A 15142-nucleotide genomic window follows, 5' to 3' on the forward strand; every position below is an offset into this window, starting at 1 on the left:
GGTGTTTGGCTTTGAGAAACAAAGTAAAATAGACTGAAAATCAAATAAAAAAGCTGAGACTTGGTTCTCAGCTTTTTCATTTCTTCCCTTGAAATATTAAAATAAATATTCTTAATTTGTGATTATTATTCATTTTAAAAGCATAAAAACGAATAAAATTAAATAAATATACAAAAAATAGTTTATTTTTGAAATTTTCATGCTATAATGACAGAACAAAATGAATAAGGGGCGAGACAATGAAAAAGATTTCCGGAATTATTTTATTTTTAGTTACAACATTCGCATTAGGAGCTTGCGGGAATGGGGATGCAGCTGAATCAAACGATCAATTAGCAGCAATCAAGGAAAGTGGTGTATTGAAAGTGGCGACGTCTGCTGATTATGCGCCGTTTGAATTTCATACGATCGTCGATGGGAAAGATCAAATCGTCGGATCGGATATTGATTTAGCTAAAGCCATCGCAGATGAGCTTGGTGTGAAATTGGAGCTCTCAGATATGAGTTTCAACACGGTGTTAGCCTCTTTAAAAGAAGGGAAAGTCGATGTAGCGATCTCAGCGATTTCAGCGACCGCAGAACGAAAAGAACAATTTGACTTCACCGACAACTATTACAATCCGCCACAAGTTCTCGTGATCAATAAAAAAGATAAAAACACGTTCACAAGCATTGATCGCTTGGCAGGTAAAAGCTTAGGGGCGCAAAAAGGCTCGATCCAAGAAGCAGTGATCAACGAACAAATCAAAGAAGCTAAAGTAGTCACGATCGATAAAGTGCCAAATATGGTGATCGAGATCAATCAAGGTTCACTGGATGGCATGGTCGTTGAACAAACGATTGCCGAAGCATATATTGCTCAGAACCCCAACTTGATGATTGCAGATATCCCTTTGGAACAATCAGATGATGAAGCTTTTGCTGTTGCCTTACCAAAAGGGAGTACAGAATTACAAGAAGAGTTGAATAAAATCATCAAAAAATTAAGTGATGAGGGAAAAATCGATGAATTCATCAAAAAAAATCATGAACTAGCTGAACAAACAGCGACAGAATAGAGGGACGCAGTGTGAATTTTTCGTTTTTAGATAAGTACTTACCGTATTTTTTATCCGGCGCGGTCGTTACGATCGTCATTTCGATCTTGACAGTCATCTTTGGTACAATGATTGGCCTAGCCATGGCATTGATGAAGCGCTCAAAGATCAAGCCTTTGAATTGGTTAGCTAATAGTTATATCGAATTACTAAGAGGCACACCGATGTTATTGCAGATCATGATCGGATTCATCTTATTGCAACGTTTCTTTCCAGCGGTGGATTGGTCCGTGGGGATTTTAACCATCGACTTAGGGCGTTTGATACCAGGAATCATCGTATTATCACTGAACTCTGGGGCGTATGTTGCTGAGATCATTCGTGGAGGGATTGCGGCTGTTGATATGGGACAAACAGAAGCTTCGTATTCACTAGGCTTACGTCCTATACAGGCGATGCGTTATGTCATTTTCCCACAAGCGTTGAGAAATATCCTGCCACCATTAGGAAATGAGTTTGTCACGTTGATCAAAGATTCTTCTTTACTGACAGTGATCGGTATCAATGAATTGATGGGATCTGCTCAGATCGTTATCTCAAACTCCTATATCCCATTGGAACCTTATTTTATTGCCGCAGGGTTATACTTCGTTATGACCTTTGTAACATCGCGGTTGTTGAGTAGTTGGGAGAAAAAACTCGGAAAAGGGTATCAACGTTAGGAGAGAATGTCGTATGGAAAAATCAATAGTAACGATCAAACAATTAAATAAATCATTTGGGGAAACAGAAGTATTGAAAGGAATTACTACGACTATTTCCGCCGGGGAGGTCGTAGTGATCATCGGCCCTTCAGGTTCAGGGAAAAGTACGTTTCTCCGTTGTTTGAATCTACTCGAATCTCCTACAGCCGGTACGGTGGAGTTTGAGGGAACGGATATCACACATAAGAAACACGATATTTTTAAAACAAGAGAAAAAATGGGGATGGTTTTTCAACAGTTCAATCTATTTCCCAATATGACAGTATTAGAAAATATCACCTTATCACCAATCAAAGTGAAAAAAATGCCTAAGAAAGCAGCCGAGGCGATCGCTTTGGAATTATTGGCAAAAGTTGGTTTGTCAGATAAAGCCACCGCCTATCCTTACTCTTTATCAGGTGGACAGCAGCAACGGATAGCGATTGCCCGAGCGTTGGCAATGCAACCAGACGTCATGTTGTTCGATGAGCCTACTTCGGCACTTGATCCAGAAATGGTGGGTGAAGTACTCTCGGTTATGTTGCAATTGGCACAAGAAGGGATGACGATGGTCATTGTCACTCATGAAATCGGCTTTGCGAAAGAAGTGGGTGATCGAATCATCTTTATGGATCAAGGACAGATCGTGGAAGAGGGGACACCTAGTGAGGTGCTGGAGCGGACGAGCCAGCCTCGGACTATCGATTTTTTGGCCAAAGTATTGTAGTAAAAAATAAGATATAAGAAATGGCGCTCTTTTCCAACATTACCTATGGATAGTGATTTCAGTTCTTTAGGTTTTTCTAAAATTATATGAATGATGTTCCAAAAGTAACTCTTTCAGTAATAAGCAACCAACTCAAGAATATAGAAGAATCTATTTTATGAGCTGATTGCTTATTTTTTGGAGCTGGTTCCTTCTGTTATTACCTCCATTAAAAGGTTTAATGTATAGAGGTAGTTTTTTTTTAGATTTTACAGTATAATATGGGGTTGAGGAGTACATATCGTGCTCCTTCATTTTTTGCAGATGAGGAGACAACATGTTTTCAAATTATAAACCTACATGGATGGTAGAAGCCGTCTATAAAATTACCCCTGCACAACTGAAAAAACTAGGGATCAAAGCCGTCTTGACGGACCTTGATAATACACTGATTGCTTGGAATAATCCAGATGGAACGGAAGAATTGTTCACTTGGATTTTAGAAATGAGAAATGCGGGCATACCAGTAGTCGTTGTTTCTAACAACAACTCAGAACGCGTAGCTCGTGCAGTTAAAAAATTTGAGCTACTTTATGTTGCAAGAGCTTTGAAGCCTTTGCCAGTGGGAATCAATAAAGCAAAAAAAATGTTGGATCTGGCAGATGAAGAAATCATCATGATTGGTGATCAGATCATGACCGATATTCGTGGCGCGAATAGTGCCGGTATCCGTAGTGTCTTAGTTAAACCAATCATTGAAACTGATAGTTGGAAGACGAAATTCAATCGGTTCTGGGAACGTAAGATCATGAGTTATTTAGTAAAGAAACATCCAGATATGGATTGGCGAGGTGGCATTGAATGAACGAAGAATTGCAATGTATCGGTTGTGGCGTGATGATCCAAACTGAACATCCTGATGAATTAGGCTATACACCAAAAGCAGCACTCGAAAAAGGGTTAGCAACAGGGGATGTTTATTGTCAACGTTGTTTCCGTTTGAGACATTATAATGAGATCCAAGATGTATCACTGACAGATGATGATTTCTTGCGATTACTAAATGAATTAGGTCAAAAAGACGCATTGATCGTCAATGTGGTGGATATTTTCGATTTCAACGGTTCACTGATTCCTGGATTACATCGTTTTGTCGGAAAAAATCCAGTTCTTTTGGTTGGGAACAAAGTCGATATTTTACCTAAATCATTAAAAAAATCAAAAATGATCCAATGGATGAATGAGCGTGCCCATGAAGCAGGGCTAAGACCTGTCGAGGTGTTGTTGACAAGCGCAAAAAAAGCACCTGAAATGACAACACTTCTAGAGAAAATCGAAAAATATCGTGAGGGTCGAGATGTGTATATCGTTGGTGTGACGAATGTCGGGAAATCGACATTGATCAATCAGATCATCAAAAATACGGCAGGCGTCCAAGAAGTGATCACGACTTCGCAGTTCCCAGGAACAACGTTAGATAAAATCGAGATCCCATTGGATGATGGCCAATTTTTGATCGATACACCAGGAATTATCCATCGCCATCAAATGGCCCACTATTTAGGCAAAAAAGACTTACGTATCATCGCACCGACGAAGGAAATCAAGCCTAAGGTGTATCAGCTGAATGAAGGTCAAACGCTTTTCCTTGGAGGATTAGCTCGATTCGACTTTATCAGTGGCAAACGAGGTTCATTTATTGCTTATGTATCAAATGATGTCAATTTACATCGGACAAAATTAGAAAAAGCCGATACTTTTTATGAAAAACATGTAGGCGGCTTATTGCAACCACCACGTCCGAATGAAGTCAGTGAATTCCCTGAACTTGTTCGCTTTGAGTTTTCTGTAAAAGAAAAGACAGATATCGTCTTTGCAGGACTAGGCTGGATCACGGTAACGGAACCAGCAGTCATCGCAGGCTGGGCGCCAAAAGGGGTACATGTGTTAAGAAGAAAAGCACTGATTTAAGAAAGAAGGAAAAACATGAGTTTAAGAGGAAAGCAAAAACGATTTTTACGTAGTCAGGCACACCATCTTCAACCGATCTTCCAAATCGGTAAAGGTGGGATCAATGAAGCAATGATCGTCCAAATCGAAGAAGCACTTGAAAAAAGAGAATTGATCAAAGTATCATTGTTGCAAAATACAGATGAGATCGCAGAAGATGTGGCACAAGTATTAGAACAAGCTATCGCATGTGAAGTGGTTCAGATCATCGGACGCGTGCTTGTTTTATACAAAGCATCATCTAAAGAGAAATACCAACGGATATCTAAAGAAGTACATGCAATCTAAGGAGTGACGAAGATGAAATCGCAAGCGAAATCCTTTGTTCGACCTCAAGTATTTCCAAAAGAAATGCCCCATCTTTATGCGAAAAGAAAACAGGTGGGGATCTTGGGCGGAACTTTCAATCCTGTGCATCTAGCCCATCTAGTGATGGCAGAACAAGCAGGACAGAATTTAGGACTAGACCATGTCTGTTTAATGCCTTCCTATCAACCACCTCATGTGGATGAAAAGCCAACTATACCGGCAGAACATCGCTTAAACATGCTGGAACTTGCGATCGAAGACAATCCTTTTCTAACGATTGAAACGATTGAAATCGAACGAGGCGGCAAAAGCTATACGTATGACACGATGAAGGCTTTGACTCAAAATAATCCTGATACGGACTACTATTTTATCATCGGCGGTGATATGGTCGAATATTTACCAAAGTGGTACAAAATCGACGAGTTATTGACAATGGTCCACTTTGTCGGTATCCATCGACGTGGGTATCAAGTGGAAACCCCGTATCCTGTGATCTGGGTCGATGTCCCTGAGATTGATCTAAGTTCGACAAAGATTCGTCAAAAAATTCAACAAGGTTGTTCCGTCCGTTATTTGATCCCAGATAAAGTCTTGGATTATATTCAGAAAGAAGGATTGTATCAACATGAATTATAGTACAGATTATACGGCCTATACTCGAGAAATCTTGATGCAAAAAGTCCAAATGAGAATGAGTGAACAACGCTTCAAACATGTTTTGGGTGTAGAACAAACAGCTGTTGCACTTGCTGAAAGGTATGGTTGCTCGCCAGAAAAAGCGAGTATCGCCGCATTGACACATGATTATGCGAAAGAACGACCAGACGATGAGTTTATCTTATTCATCGAACGTGAGCAACTTGATCCAGAGTTATTAGCTTATGGAAATGCAATTTGGCACGGATTAGTCGGTGCATCATTTGTTGAACGAGAATTAGGCATCACTGATGAGGAGATCTTACAAGCAATCCGTCTCCATACGACAGGAGCTGCTGAGATGTCCTTACTCGATAAAGTCATCTATGTGGCTGACTATATCGAACCAGGACGTTCTTTTCCAGGTGTCAAAGAAGCCCGTGAGATTGCCATGATCGATTTAGATGAAGCAGTTGCATTCGAAACCAAACATACATTAGCACATTTGATTGCGCAAGAGAGCAAAATTTATCCAAAAACAATTGAAACATATAATCATTGGGTGGCAAAATAGCTGACCCATTAGGAGGAAATCATCATCGATAGTAAAGAACAATTAAAAATCGCTGTCCAAGCAGCAGATTCAAAACGTGCAGAAGATATTTTAGCTTTAGACGTCCGTAAAGTGTCGCTATTAGCTGACTACTTTATGATCTGTTCAGCAAACAGTGAACGTCAGATCAATGCCATCGTGGAAGAAATCATTGAAAAAGAAGAAGAAAGCAAATACGAAGTAAAACGCGTAGAAGGAAAAGAAGGCGGCAAATGGATTCTGATCGATCTAGGTGATTTGATCATCCATGTATTCCATGCCCCAGAACGTGGGTTTTATAATTTAGAGAAGTTATGGTCAGATGCGCCACTTGTCGATTTGACTGAATGGTTGGATTAACATGGCCTACGAAACATTTGCCTTTATTTACGATGAAGTCATGGATGACGGGCTTTATGAACAATGGCTCGCATTTTCTAAACGCCATTTGCCTGAAACAACTAAAAACATTCTTGAACTAGCTTGTGGTACAGGAGCATTAGCTGTGGCTTTTGCCAAAGACGGCTACAATGTAACTGGCTTGGATCTATCAGAAGAAATGCTGATGATCGCCAGTCAACGTGCCTATGAAGAAGAAGCATCGGTACAGTTTGTTGAAGGGAATATGTTAGATCTATCAGAGAGTGGGCAATACCAAGCCATCACTTGTTTCTCAGATTCTTTGTGCTATATGCAAAACGATCAAGAAGTACAACAAGTATTCGATGAAGTCTATCAGGCATTGGAAGAAAACGGCCGTTTCTTGTTTGATGTCCATTCCGTTTATCAAATCGATCAAGTATTTCCGGAGTATAGTTATCATTACCAAGGAGACGATTTTGCCTTTCTTTGGGATAGTTATACGGGGAAAGAAAAACATAGCATTGAACATTATTTGACATTCTTTGTCGAATCACAAGAAAAAGACGGTACGTTCACACGTGAAGATGAATTACATCAAGAACGTACGTATCCACTAGAAAACTACTTGCGGATGTTAGAGAATAGCGGATTTGCTAAAGTAGAAGTATTCGCTGATTTTACAGACGAAACACCTAACGAAGAATCCAGACGTTGGTTTTTTGTCGCCCAGAAAGAAGAAGGCGAAATCGACGAACTGTAGCAAACAATAAAAAGGAGAGACGGCTGGATCAAAAAGCTTAGTCTCTTCTTTTTTACTAGGCGAAAGGAGAAAAGCGAATGAAAGTATGTGGCATCATTGTTGAATATAATCCCTTTCACAATGGTCATCTTTATCATGTCCAGCAAGCACGGGAACGAACCGGTGCCGACGTAGTGATTGCGGTGATGAGTGGCAATTTTTTGCAGCGAGGTGAACCGGCGATTTTAGATAAGTGGCAACGTGCAGAAGTAGCCTTGAAAAACGGAGTGGATCTCGTGGTTGAATTACCAATCGAGTGGGCAGTACAATCTGCTGATTATTTTGCTAAAGGAGCAGTTCAACTGTTGCAAAAATTAAACTGTGACTATTTATGTTTTGGAACAGAAGATGAAGCGACCTTCGATTATCAAGCATTTGGTCAATTTGTTTTGCACCATCAGGATCAAATCACCAAAGCATTTCAAGAGTTGCCCGATCAGACAATGAGTTATCCGCAAAAGATGACACAGGTATTCAAGCACGTCTACCCAGAAATCTCACTTGATTTTTCCTCGCCTAATCATATTCTAGGGCTGAGCTATGCAAAAGAAAATGCTACCTATGAACATCCAATGGAACTAGTTCCGATCAACCGTAAAGGGGCTGGTTATCATGATGAAGAGTTACCAAAAGAAACAATAGCCAGTGCCACAGCGATTCGTAAAGCATTAACGGAAAATCGATCGATTTCTGCAACAGTTCCCTCAGAGACAGAGAGATTTTTAAAGACAGAAAGTTTGCAAACTTGGACATCCTATTGGCCCTTGCTAAAATACCGTCTTCTTTCTTCCACCGTTGACTCGTTGCAAAAAATCTACCAGATGACGGAAGGTTTAGAGATCAGGATGTTAGAAGCGGCCAAGACAGCTAATACATTTTACGAGTTTGTCGAACAAGTCAAAACAAAACGCTATACGTGGACGAGGATCCAACGCCTGTCGTGCTACGTGTTATTGAATATCCAAAAAGAAGAGATGAGAGAGCAACAGATGCAAGAATACATCCATGTGTTGGGCTTTACAGCAGCAGGTAGAGCATGTCTCAAAAATAAAAAAGCCTTAGCCCTTTTTGCGAAAATCGGCAAAAAAGAAGCGCAAGTGGCAAAACTACTCGTTCGCAGTGATCAAATCTATCGCTTAGGTGGCGAGGTAGCGGAACAAGTATTTGGGCGAAAACCAGTCTTTATCGAAACGATCGAAGAGAAAAAAAGCTTCACATAAACCTGATTCACAAGTATAATGAAACAGGACGTTTTGTGTGTTCCCGCACGAATCAAAAAGAATCTATCCTATATCAAATCAGAAAGCGAAGTGAAACTATGGGACGTAAATGGGCCAATATCGTAGCTAAAAAAACAGCTAAAGATGCAAACAACAGCCGAGTTTATGCGAAGTTCGGAATTGAAATCTATGCAGCAGCAAAATCAGGTGATCCTGACCCACACGCTAACCAAAAACTACGTTTCGTCATTGAGCGCGCTAAAACTTACAATGTACCAAAACATATCATCGACCGAGCAATTGAAAAAGCAAAAGGTTCAGGGGATGAAACATACTCTGAATTGCGCTATGAAGGATTTGGACCAAATGGCTCAATGGTGATCGTAGACACATTGACCAACAACGTAAACCGCACAGCCGCTGATGTGCGTGCAGCATTCGGTAAAAACGGCGGAAATATGGGTGTCTCTGGGGCAGTATCTTATATGTTCGACAATACCGCGATTTTTGGTTTTGCCGGTGAAGATGCAGATGAGATCTTAGAATACTTGATGGAAAAGGACATCGATGTACGTGATGTCATGGAAGAAGATGGCCAAATCATCGTTTACGGAGAAGTGCCAGATTTCCACAGTATTCAAGAAGCACTAAAAGAAAAAGGCATCACTGACTTTTCAATTGCGGAGATCCAAATGATCCCTCAAAATGAAGTGACATTGACTGGCGAAGACTTGGAACAATTCGAAAAAATGATCGATGTATTAGAAGATCTAGAAGATGTCCAACATGTCTTCCATAATGTTGCTTTAGAAGATTAATCGAATAAAGCGGATAAAAGAGGTCGGAACAGAAGTGTTTAACCTCGAGAAATAAGGCGCCAGCCACGAAAATTGTTTTTCAAATTTTTGTGGCTGGCGCCTTATTTGTGAAGAGATACTTCTGTTCCCGCCGTTTGTTCAGTTTTAAGTGTTACGAGAGGATGAATGTCCAGACACTTTTTTATTTTCCTAAAAAAACAAACAGCTGTTATCCTGCTTAAAAAGCTAATGTCATGTTTTGCTTTCGTACTTTTATTTATACGATTTTTTCGGAGAAGAGAAAATATTGGTGAAGCTAAAAAAGAAGTATAGTCATACGATTTGAAAGAAAGAGAACAAATACAGAGTAGTTAAATTAAAAATCCTGTGTTATTTGTTACAGTTTTTTTGTGATTTATTATCATTTCTATTTCAACCTATGTTATTATTAAAGTATCGTGAGTAAACGAATAGTAATTTGATGTAGGCGGGGAAAGAATAATGGAAGCAAAAATTAATCTAGAGCCTTTCGAACGTATTCTAAGCGGTTACCAAAAAGTAGAAGAGTTGGCAGTCAATATCACCGATTGCTCAAAGCTTGCACAAAAATATGCACCTTATGGGGTAGAAGGCTATCGTTTAGGAAACTATATAGGCACAGGCTATTTGAATCGTTATCTAGAATGTATGGTTGATCGCGCGCCCATGCTGATCTATAAAAAAAAATATTTGATTCCATTGCTTTTTCGACGTTCTGACTCAGCATTTCAGTTGTTTGAAGAAGATTATCGGATGGAAGCTTTCTTTTTATTATTGGACTGGAGTCTGAAGCATCAACCAGAAAAGATATTGATCGAAACAAGTCAAAAAGTAGATACGAAAAAAGAAAAAGTCATTGATACAGCTTATTTGGCTTTTCGTGTATCAGAAATATTAGATAGTGGGGGTTACCCGATCAGTAATTTCCAAACAGTCGAACAATTTATGGATTGGAATCGTATTTATCGTCTGATCGATAACGGAGGGATTGGTCGCCATAGTAAAGTATTTGACCCAGAATATCCCGAAAATATCGAAGAATTGCGAATGATCGTCTCACTTGTTCGTTTGAAATACCCAAACACAGAATTGATGTTATGATCGATAGATGAATAAAAAGAGGCAGAGACAGAAGTGTTTAGCCTCGAGAAATAAGGCGTCATCCACGAAAATTGTTTTTTCAATTTTTGTGGATGACGCCTTATTTTTTGAAGAGGTTACTTCTGTTCTCGCCGTATATTCAGTTTAAAGTGGTGCGAGAGGACTGATTCCCCTGATGCTTTTTATTTTTAATAACGAATCAATCTAAAGCGAGAGACTCATGATTTTCAGTAGCCAATGCTTGTAGAAAAGAAGCGTCTTTCGCTGATGTAAATAGGATCAATTCATGCATGGCACGCGTACACATTGTATATAAGATTTGTTTGTCATGACCAGAATTAAAATGTGCATCATCGACATTCCATAAAAAGACTCGGTCAAATTCTAATCCTTTTGCTAGATAAGCAGGAAGAAGAATAATCGAACGTTTCATAAAATCAGATTCATCAGCAATCAATTGGACTTGATCTTTCAGGGATACAGGCAATTGTTCATAGAGTGCTTCACATTCAGCGATCGTTTTACCAATGATCGCGGTACGCCAATATTTTGCTTGCTCTTTCGTGTCAATGATCGTTTGTTCCAACCAGTTGATTTTGCTTGTAGATGAATCACTTTGGACGATCAACGGTAGGCGACCTTCACGAGCCGTTGTTTCTACAAGATTGTCGTGAGCTAAGAAATGATTGGCAAAATCAGTGATTTGCTTCGTGGAGCGATAGCTCGTCGTCAATTGGAATTGGGTCACTTCTTTCTCTGGGAAAAGCGACTCTAACGAACCAGTGATCGTCTCGTTCCCAAAAAAATTTTGGTTCAGATCCCCACAAAATGTTAGATTGGCAGTTGGATAGATTGATTGCAGCAATGCGACCTGCGAAGGAGCAAAATCTTGCATTTCATCAATAAAAATATACCTTGCCTTTTGTGTGACTGATACAGGATGGATTCGACGCATCAATAGGAAGTACAAGACGGCGTCTTCCTGTGGCAATTCTCTTTTCCGTAAGTTCATTTTGACTTCTTGAAGATGTTCGTTCCAAGAAGTTTCGCTGATTCCATGTGCGGTTAACATCGTTTTAGGAATCGTTTGTAAAAAGTGAAGAAACTGTTTCGGTAAGTTGACGAATTGATAATGTAAAATTCCTCGGTGAACTTTACGGAATCTTTTTTTCACGATTTGATTCGTAAGTTTTTTACGCAATGATTTTTCTTTTTGTTCGGTGTATTCTAAATTTGGATCGGTTGCATATAGTTCTTGAAGTTGTTCTTCAGCAAGCTCTTTGACCCACTTCTGACGGGTTTCATCCTTTTGCAGACCGCCTAATTTTTTCAATAACTTTGTCTGTAATAAAGATAGACGTTGATGCAATGGAAGTAGTTCATTGGTTTCTTGGTACCATTTTCGGATCGCTTCTTTGGATAGGATCGTTCGACCATTGATTTTCATCTCACGGAACAATGGCCCAAAATCAGTGATCGTCTGGATGTAAGTCTCCAGGAGATCAACGAAAGTCAATCCGGATTTCAACGTTTTTATCGGGTCATCAGCACCAGAAAGGAAACCGACTTCTTGTTGTTCTTCTTCAGTCAACTCAAATTCAGGAACTAATTGCTGTAAATAATTTTTGAAGGTTTGTGTCGGAACACCACTTTCACCAAGAGATGGTAAAACAGTGGAGATGTAATCAGAAAACAGATGGTTTGGTGAGAACAATAAGACGTTCTCAGCATCTAGCCATTTCCGATTGTGATAAAGAATGAATGCGATACGTTGAAGTAATGCTGAAGTCTTACCGCTTCCAGCAATTCCTTCGATCAGCATCACTTTACTGTTGGTGTCACGGATAATGGCATTTTGTGCTTTTTGGATCGTCGACACGATGTTTTTCATGTGAGCACTTGATGCGTCATCCAAGATTTCTAATAGAAAATCATCATTGATGACTTCAGATGTATCGACCATGGAGACGATTTTTCCTTCAACGATTTTGAACTGTCGTTTCAAGAGAAGTTCGACGTCGATTTTTTCGACATCTGTTTCATAAAAAGCAGGGCCGATTTCTCCTTCGTAATACAGGTTAGCGATCGGTGCACGCCAGTCGATCACGATGGTTTCTTCTTCTGTATCTCTCAATGAGGCGATGCCAAGATAGAGAGTTTCTTTTTCCGTCTCTTCTTTGAAATCGATACGAGCAAAGTAAGGACTTTCTTTCATTACTTCTAATGTTTGCAGACGTTTTTGCTGAGATTCTAATGTATGGTATTTTAAAAGCAATTCTTGTTCATGTTGGCGGTATTCGACCACTGACTCATAAAAAGACTCGTTGGAGCCGCTACGTATTTTGTGATTAGCTGTTTCTTTTGTGGAGTCATTCATTTTTTCAGTCAAGTCGCTTAATTTGCGATTCAATAGGCGTTGTTCAAGTTGGATCATTTGTGTGGTTTCTTCCACATGCTGTTGTTCTAATTGTCTTTCATTCATTGCATCGTTTACTCCTTCCGCCGTAAATAACGAATTAAAAGTATAGCACAGTTTGACTAAAAAAGGTACACAAGTGAGTTAACTAAAAATAAACGCAAAACTACATGAGAGTGATAGTTGTTTTCATTTAGGGGTTTTTAGTTTAAATGGCTTTAGAGAACAGGTATTCTAAATGTGGAGAAAGGAGCTGAACGAAATGACACATTTTAAAAAATTTGCAATGACACTACTGATTGGAGCGGTGGCCCTCATCAGTGAGTTTATGTTCGACCATCCTCGCCTTGCGTTTATGATCATTGCTATCACCGGTGGCACACTCGCCTTCTTGATGTTTGTCGAAATGATCAAAACACTGCGTTCAGGGAAATATGGGGTCGATATTTTAGCGATTACAGCTATTGTTGCGACATTGCTCGTCAATGAATATTGGGCGAGTTTGATGATTTTGATCATGTTGACAGGTGGCGAAAGTTTGGAAGACTATGCGCAAAAAAAAGCAGGTCAGGAATTGCAATCCCTATTAGATAATACGCCAAGAACTGCCCATAAATTGCAAGGAGATCAACAACTTGATGTTGCGGTAGACACACTTGAGATCGGCGATCATCTGGTGATCAAACCAGGGGAAATCGTTCCAGCTGATGGACGAGTGATCATGGGGGAATCTACTTTTGACGAAGCGTCATTGACTGGAGAAGCAAAACCGATGAGCAAGAAAGTCGGTGATGAATTGATGTCCGGTTCGGTCAATGGGGACTCATCTGTCAAAATGGTGGTTGAGAAACGGGCAGAAGATAGCCAGTATCAATTAATTATCAAACTAGTAGAGGAATCGAAAGAAAAACCCGCACGTTTTGTCCGTCTAGCAGATCGTTATGCTGTTCCCTTTACTTTGATCGCTTACTTGATCGGCGGAATCGCTTGGTGGGCTAGTGGTGATCCTGTACGCTTTGTGCAAGTCTTAGTTGTAGCATCGCCATGTCCATTGATTTTGGCTGCACCTGTTGCTCTAGTAGCGGGAATGAGTCGTTCAAGTAAAAGTGGGATCGTTGTCAAGACTGGTACCGCTGTGGAAAAATTAGCAGAGACTAAAACGATTGCCTTTGATAAGACAGGAACAATCACCAAAGGGATGCTTGAAGTAACTGGTGTCGCTCCCGTTCAAGGGTTTTCAGAAGCGGAATTATTACGTGTGGCGGCGAGTGCGGAACAAGGCTCAGCCCATATCTTGGCCCGTTCCTTAGTTCAAGCAGTTCCCCAATTGTTGCCAGTCACTGATTTGAAAGAAATCTCAGGGCAAGGGATTACCGCTACGGTTGATGGCAGGCAGGTTAAAGTAGGGAATGCACGCTTTATTGATGTTCCAGAAGCTAAAACAGATACAACTGCGATCTATGTGGCGATTGATGAAAAATACGCCGGCACGATCTACTTCTCAGACACAATCCGTCCAGAAGCAAGTAAAACAATCGCTCGCTTGAAAGCTCAAGGCATCACCGACTTACTGATGGTGACTGGGGACGGTCGTACGGTTGCAGAAGCAATTGCCGAGGAAGTTGGCTTGACCGAAGTTCATGCTCGTTGTTTACCACAAGATAAATTAACGATTTTAACTAGTATCCCCAAAGAAAAGCGGCCTGTCACGATGGTAGGAGATGGTGTCAATGATGCTCCTGCCTTGACTGTCGCAGATGTAGGCATCGCCATGGGCGCACATGGCTCAACTGCTGCAAGTGAAAGCGCAGATGTCGTCATTTTGAAAGATGATTTAGAACGAGTAGCAGAAGCAGTGATGATTTCTAGAGAAACGATGAAAGTAGCGAAACAATCTGTTTTGATTGGGATTTTTGTCTGTGTCTTTTTGATGCTCGTTGCCAGTACAGGAGTCATTCCAGCATTGTTTGGCGCGATGCTTCAAGAAGTGGTTGATACAGTTTCCATTTTAAGTGCGTTACGTGCAAAAAAATCAGCGAAACAACAACCACATGCCATGATCACACAAAATTAAAGGCAAAATGATAAAAGAGACTTTTCAGCAAAATCTTTTTGCGGTATGATGCAAAGAGAGAAGCAATAGTTGATCAATACAAAAGTGAACGATGAAAGGAAGTTGAAAACATGCCATTCGTACATGTTGAATTAGTCGAAGGACGTAGCCCAGAACAATTAGAAAACATGATGAAAGATATCACCGAGGCGGTCCATAAAAATACGCAAGCACCAAAAGAACACATTCATGTAATTATCAACGAAATGAAAAAAGGCACGTATGGTGTCAATGGTGAATGGAAAAATAAGTGAATTC

The 15142-nt window shown here is 40.1% G+C and carries 16 protein-coding genes; 15 read left to right on the top strand and 1 reads right to left on the bottom strand.

Annotated features, from left to right (window positions below; genetic code table 11):
* Positions 1-239 precede the first annotated feature (239 nt).
* The 13 genes from HZ311_RS12740 (at position 240) to HZ311_RS12800 (ending at position 10355) form a co-directional block, all read left to right on the top strand.
* A complete protein-coding gene (locus HZ311_RS12740; protein WP_137072123.1) occupies positions 240-1058 on the top strand; it encodes a transporter substrate-binding domain-containing protein in 819 nt (272 codons plus the stop codon).
* Between the two features lie 11 nt (positions 1059-1069).
* A complete protein-coding gene (locus tag HZ311_RS12745; protein WP_019724123.1) occupies positions 1070-1759 on the top strand; it encodes an amino acid ABC transporter permease in 690 nt (229 codons plus the stop codon).
* A gap of 13 nt (positions 1760-1772) precedes the next feature.
* Complete coding sequence (locus tag HZ311_RS12750) at positions 1773-2507, top strand: amino acid ABC transporter ATP-binding protein (RefSeq protein WP_010735866.1); 735 nt, start codon at positions 1773-1775, stop codon at positions 2505-2507.
* 316 nt (positions 2508-2823) lie between these two features.
* Positions 2824-3351: a YqeG family HAD IIIA-type phosphatase gene (locus HZ311_RS12755; protein ID WP_010735865.1), complete on the top strand. Its 528-nt coding sequence runs from the start codon at positions 2824-2826 to the stop codon at positions 3349-3351.
* Positions 3348-4457 (top strand): ribosome biogenesis GTPase YqeH, encoded by a 1110-nt coding sequence (gene yqeH / locus HZ311_RS12760; RefSeq protein ID WP_178946735.1) that lies wholly within the window; start codon positions 3348-3350, stop codon positions 4455-4457. The genes HZ311_RS12755 and yqeH overlap by 4 nt, the downstream gene beginning before the upstream one ends.
* 15 nt (positions 4458-4472) lie before the next feature.
* The gene (gene yhbY / locus HZ311_RS12765; protein WP_019724120.1) at positions 4473-4784 is read left to right on the top strand and encodes a ribosome assembly RNA-binding protein YhbY; all 312 of its coding nucleotides are present in this window, start codon (positions 4473-4475) and stop codon (positions 4782-4784) included.
* Between the two features lie 12 nt (positions 4785-4796).
* On the top strand, positions 4797-5444 hold the full coding sequence (locus tag HZ311_RS12770; RefSeq protein ID WP_137072127.1) for a nicotinate-nucleotide adenylyltransferase: 648 nt from the start codon (positions 4797-4799) through the stop codon (positions 5442-5444).
* Positions 5434-6018, top strand: coding sequence for a bis(5'-nucleosyl)-tetraphosphatase (symmetrical) YqeK (gene yqeK / locus HZ311_RS12775; protein WP_023519420.1), 585 nt, complete (start codon positions 5434-5436; stop codon positions 6016-6018). The genes HZ311_RS12770 and yqeK overlap by 11 nt, the downstream gene beginning before the upstream one ends.
* Positions 6019-6042: 24 nt before the next feature.
* Positions 6043-6396: a ribosome silencing factor gene (gene rsfS, locus HZ311_RS12780; protein WP_034688417.1), complete on the top strand. Its 354-nt coding sequence runs from the start codon at positions 6043-6045 to the stop codon at positions 6394-6396.
* A 1-nt stretch (position 6397) separates the two neighbouring features.
* The gene (locus HZ311_RS12785) at positions 6398-7159 is read left to right on the top strand and encodes a class I SAM-dependent DNA methyltransferase (RefSeq protein ID WP_010735859.1); all 762 of its coding nucleotides are present in this window, start codon (positions 6398-6400) and stop codon (positions 7157-7159) included.
* 77 nt (positions 7160-7236) lie between these two features.
* A complete protein-coding gene (locus HZ311_RS12790) occupies positions 7237-8418 on the top strand; it encodes a nucleotidyltransferase (RefSeq protein WP_137072130.1) in 1182 nt (393 codons plus the stop codon).
* 98 nt (positions 8419-8516) lie between these two features.
* Complete coding sequence (locus HZ311_RS12795) at positions 8517-9236, top strand: YebC/PmpR family DNA-binding transcriptional regulator (protein ID WP_029594248.1); 720 nt, start codon at positions 8517-8519, stop codon at positions 9234-9236.
* Between the two features lie 480 nt (positions 9237-9716).
* The gene (locus HZ311_RS12800) at positions 9717-10355 is read left to right on the top strand and encodes a hypothetical protein (protein WP_019724515.1); all 639 of its coding nucleotides are present in this window, start codon (positions 9717-9719) and stop codon (positions 10353-10355) included.
* Positions 10356-10554: 199 nt separating this feature from the next.
* On the opposite strand, the gene helD is transcribed toward HZ311_RS12800, so the two are convergent.
* Positions 10555-12837 (bottom strand): RNA polymerase recycling motor HelD, encoded by a 2283-nt coding sequence (helD, locus tag HZ311_RS12805; protein ID WP_178946736.1) that lies wholly within the window; start codon positions 12835-12837, stop codon positions 10555-10557.
* Positions 12838-13033: 196 nt separating this feature from the next.
* Here helD and HZ311_RS12810 point away from each other — a divergent pair, with 196 nt between their 5' ends.
* Positions 13034-14845: a heavy metal translocating P-type ATPase gene (locus HZ311_RS12810; RefSeq protein ID WP_023519423.1), complete on the top strand. Its 1812-nt coding sequence runs from the start codon at positions 13034-13036 to the stop codon at positions 14843-14845.
* 110 nt (positions 14846-14955) lie between these two features.
* The gene (locus HZ311_RS12815) at positions 14956-15138 is read left to right on the top strand and encodes a 2-hydroxymuconate tautomerase (RefSeq protein WP_178946737.1); all 183 of its coding nucleotides are present in this window, start codon (positions 14956-14958) and stop codon (positions 15136-15138) included.
* The last annotated feature ends 4 nt before the right edge of the window (positions 15139-15142 follow it).

This window comes from Enterococcus mundtii (assembly GCF_013394305.1).
In the GTDB taxonomy this organism is placed as follows: domain Bacteria; phylum Bacillota; class Bacilli; order Lactobacillales; family Enterococcaceae; genus Enterococcus_B; species Enterococcus_B pernyi.

What these genes read in the sequence shown, in the direction of transcription:
- HZ311_RS12810 (WP_023519423.1), top strand. Translation starts at nt 13,034, where the DNA reads ATGACACATTTTAAAAAATTTGCAATGACACTACTGATTGGAGCGGTG.
- HZ311_RS12770 (WP_137072127.1), top strand. Translation starts at nt 4,797, where the DNA reads ATGAAATCGCAAGCGAAATCCTTTGTTCGACCTCAAGTATTTCCAAAA.
- HZ311_RS12750 (WP_010735866.1), top strand. Translation starts at nt 1,773, where the DNA reads ATGGAAAAATCAATAGTAACGATCAAACAATTAAATAAATCATTTGGG.
- helD (WP_178946736.1), bottom strand. Translation starts at nt 12,837, where the DNA reads ATGAATGAAAGACAATTAGAACAACAGCATGTGGAAGAAACCACACAA.
- yqeK (WP_023519420.1), top strand. Translation starts at nt 5,434, where the DNA reads ATGAATTATAGTACAGATTATACGGCCTATACTCGAGAAATCTTGATG.
- HZ311_RS12790 (WP_137072130.1), top strand. Translation starts at nt 7,237, where the DNA reads ATGAAAGTATGTGGCATCATTGTTGAATATAATCCCTTTCACAATGGT.
- yhbY (WP_019724120.1), top strand. Translation starts at nt 4,473, where the DNA reads ATGAGTTTAAGAGGAAAGCAAAAACGATTTTTACGTAGTCAGGCACAC.
- HZ311_RS12800 (WP_019724515.1), top strand. Translation starts at nt 9,717, where the DNA reads ATGGAAGCAAAAATTAATCTAGAGCCTTTCGAACGTATTCTAAGCGGT.
- HZ311_RS12755 (WP_010735865.1), top strand. Translation starts at nt 2,824, where the DNA reads ATGTTTTCAAATTATAAACCTACATGGATGGTAGAAGCCGTCTATAAA.
- HZ311_RS12815 (WP_178946737.1), top strand. Translation starts at nt 14,956, where the DNA reads ATGCCATTCGTACATGTTGAATTAGTCGAAGGACGTAGCCCAGAACAA.
- yqeH (WP_178946735.1), top strand. Translation starts at nt 3,348, where the DNA reads ATGAACGAAGAATTGCAATGTATCGGTTGTGGCGTGATGATCCAAACT.
- HZ311_RS12740 (WP_137072123.1), top strand. Translation starts at nt 240, where the DNA reads ATGAAAAAGATTTCCGGAATTATTTTATTTTTAGTTACAACATTCGCA.
- HZ311_RS12795 (WP_029594248.1), top strand. Translation starts at nt 8,517, where the DNA reads ATGGGACGTAAATGGGCCAATATCGTAGCTAAAAAAACAGCTAAAGAT.
- HZ311_RS12785 (WP_010735859.1), top strand. Translation starts at nt 6,398, where the DNA reads ATGGCCTACGAAACATTTGCCTTTATTTACGATGAAGTCATGGATGAC.